The 2,521-nt window shown below is 68.3% G+C and carries 3 protein-coding genes and 3 tRNA genes; 2 read left to right on the top strand and 4 right to left on the bottom strand.

Annotated features, from left to right (window positions below; translation table 11 throughout):
- On the top strand, positions 1-641 hold a 641-nt coding region (zapE, locus tag AIIKEEIJ_RS13745), incomplete at its 5' end, for a cell division protein ZapE (protein ID WP_161995877.1).
- A 43-nt stretch (positions 642-684) separates the two neighbouring features.
- On the opposite strand, the gene AIIKEEIJ_RS13740 is transcribed toward zapE, so the two are convergent.
- The gene (locus AIIKEEIJ_RS13740) at positions 685-1,245 is read right to left on the bottom strand and encodes a GNAT family N-acetyltransferase (protein ID WP_006938062.1); all 561 of its coding nucleotides are present in this window, start codon (positions 1,243-1,245) and stop codon (positions 685-687) included.
- A 366-nt stretch (positions 1,246-1,611) separates the two neighbouring features.
- Here AIIKEEIJ_RS13740 and AIIKEEIJ_RS13735 point away from each other — a divergent pair, with 366 nt between their 5' ends.
- Complete coding sequence (locus AIIKEEIJ_RS13735) at positions 1,612-2,121, top strand: alpha-isopropylmalate synthase regulatory domain-containing protein (RefSeq protein ID WP_029543459.1); 510 nt, start codon at positions 1,612-1,614, stop codon at positions 2,119-2,121.
- 55 nt (positions 2,122-2,176) lie between these two features.
- On the opposite strand, the gene AIIKEEIJ_RS13730 is transcribed toward AIIKEEIJ_RS13735, so the two are convergent.
- The 3 genes from AIIKEEIJ_RS13730 to AIIKEEIJ_RS13720 all read right to left on the bottom strand — a co-directional run bounded on the left by AIIKEEIJ_RS13730 (position 2,177) and on the right by AIIKEEIJ_RS13720 (position 2,469).
- Positions 2,177-2,251, bottom strand: a tRNA-Val gene (locus AIIKEEIJ_RS13730).
- A gap of 6 nt (positions 2,252-2,257) precedes the next feature.
- Positions 2,258-2,333 (bottom strand) — tRNA-Gly (locus AIIKEEIJ_RS13725).
- 61 nt (positions 2,334-2,394) lie between these two features.
- Positions 2,395-2,469: transfer RNA gene (locus AIIKEEIJ_RS13720), tRNA-Val, on the bottom strand.
- Between the last annotated feature and the right edge of the window lie 52 nt (positions 2,470-2,521).

Genomic DNA, 2,521 nt, shown 5'->3' with positions numbered 1-2,521 from the left:
CCGTCGAGGAGCTGTCGAACCACAGCGTGCTGTGCATCGACGAGTTCGAGCTCGACGACCCGGGCGACACGATGCTGGTGTCCCGGCTGCTGACCGAGCTGTCCGCGCGAGGCGTGTCCATCGTCGCGACGTCCAACACCCTGCCCGGGCAGCTGGGGGAGGGCCGGTTCGCGGCGCAGGACTTCCTGCGCGAGATCAAGAAGCTCGCCGCCGTCTTCGAGACCATCCGTGTGGACGGCCCCGACTACCGGCACCGCGACCTGCCCCCGGCACCGGACCCGATCAGCTCCGAGGACCTGCTCGATCGAGCCGATGCGGTGGCCGGCGCCACCCTCGACGACTTCGACGAATTGTGCGCGCACCTGAGCACGCTGCACCCGTCGCGGTACGGCAAGCTCGTCGAGGGCGTCCCGGCGGTCTTCCTCAACGGGGTCCATCCCGCCCACGACCAGTCGGTGGCGCTGCGCCTGGTGGTTCTCGCCGACCGGCTCTACGATGCGAGCATCCCGGTGACCGTCGCCGGCGCGAAGCTGGACGAGATCTTCACCGCCGAGATGCTTGCCGGCGGCTACCGCAAGAAGTACCTGCGCGCGACGTCGCGCCTGCTGGCACTGTCGCGGTTCGAGACCGCGGCCAGCTGAGTCACGCTCCCGGCGGACGCCGCCGGGAGCGCAGGACCTCGCGTCAGAGGGTGCGTTGCATGACGTAGTCGTGGTGGGTCTGCGAGCCGACCTGGAACGTCCGCGTCCCCACGACCTCGAACTCGTTCTTGGCGTAGAACCGCCGGGCGCGTGAGTTCTGTTGGTTGACCCCCAGCCACAGCCCCCGGCAGCCGGTCGCCCGGGCGTGGTCGACGATGGCAGCCATCAGTGCCGCCGCAACACCGGTGCCGTGCTTGCCCGGGAGCACGTAGAGCTTGCTGATCTCGGTGGTCGGCAGCGCCGTCACGGCTTCGCGGACCGCCGGGTCGGCCGGTTCGGCATCGATTGCCATGAGGTAGCCCACGATCTCGCCACCGACCGTCGCCTTGAGGACGATGCGGGTCGGGTCGGTGAGGTACTCGCTGAACCGTTCCGCGGACAGGGTCTCGTCGATGAAGGCGGCGATGTCCTCCTGGGAGGCATCGGACGGGCAGGCCAGGGGGAATGTGGTGGCCGCGACGTCGGCGATGGTCTCGGCATCCCAGATCCCGGCCTGCTCGACGGAGACGTTCGCGGTGGATTCCTCGAGTGACGGCGTTGGCATAGCAACCAGTAGATCACTCGGCGCTCCGCCGCGGCGACGCTCGGGGGACGGAGCACGCCCGAGGTCCGGAAATGGCTGAACCCCAGCCTTGGATGGGGGGTCATGGCTGGGGTTCATTACCATCGGGGGGATGGCACCTCCGACGATACATGAGGGATTCCTCAGGTTCCAGCCGGGTGGGTCACGGTTCGGTCACGCGCCGGTTACCGGGGTGGTTGCCTTCTGCGAGCCGACGCTCTACTGTGGGCTCTCATGAAGCGCGTACTCGTAGTTCACCGCCGTAGCGGGGTCTGATTCGGACCGACCCCTCGCTGCGGGTCGTTGAGCTACCTGTCGGTCCTTCCTTCGCGCGGAAGACCTCCTTCGATGAACGCCTTCACCTCCACCGCTCTGATTCCTGCCGCCGGCTGCACGGACACTCCCCGCTCGGCGCCGATCGATCCCTTCGCCGCACGCTACGGTCGGTTCCTGCCGCGCGAGCTGCGCGCCGAGTCCGCCGGCATGAGCTGGGCCGAGTTCACCGCCACCTATGCGCCGCAGCACGGGCCCGTGCGGCTCGGTGGCTGGTACGCCGAGGCTGCGCGCGCCGGCCGCTGCAACTACGAGGCCACCTTCGGCGTGGGGGGGACCATCCACACCGCCGCGGCGACCGCCACCGGCCCGGTGTCTGCGATGACCGCCATGATGCACACCCTCGGGATGCCGCTCGAGATCCTCTCCTTCCACCAGTTCGACCTCGGTGACACCCACGCGACATTCCTGCTGTGCGAGGCGGACGGCCGCCGGCTCTGGAGCATGGGAATCGCGGCGACCGGGACCGAATCGGCACTGCGCGCGATGACCGCCGGCGCCAACCGGCTGCACGCCTCCCGTTGACGGGGTGGCGATACGGCGAAGGCCCTCCCGGTCGGGAGGGCCTTCGCCGTGTGGATGGTGCGCGATACTGGGATTGAACCAGTGACCTCTTCCGTGTCAGGGAAGCGCTCTCCCGCTGAGCTAATCGCGCGGGTGGTGGAGCGGATGACGGGATTCGAACCCGCGACCCTCACCTTGGCAAGGTGATGCGCTACCAGCTGCGCTACATCCGCATGTGCACCTCTCTTCCCGGTGGCCCGGGTCGAGAAGTGCGGGGTGAAACCTGGTCGATCGTGGTGCGCGATACTGGGATTGAACCAGTGACCTCTTCCGTGTCAGGGAAGCGCTCTCCCGCTGAGCTAATCGCGCGGGTGGTGGAGCGGATGACGGGATTCGAACCCGCGACCCTCACCTTGGCAAG

Source organism: Rhodococcus sp. YH1 (assembly GCF_009939605.1).
Classification (GTDB): domain Bacteria; phylum Actinomycetota; class Actinomycetes; order Mycobacteriales; family Mycobacteriaceae; genus Rhodococcus; species Rhodococcus aetherivorans.
The sequence above is the reverse complement of the archived record's forward strand: the minus strand, read 5'-3'. Positions and strand labels throughout refer to the sequence as shown.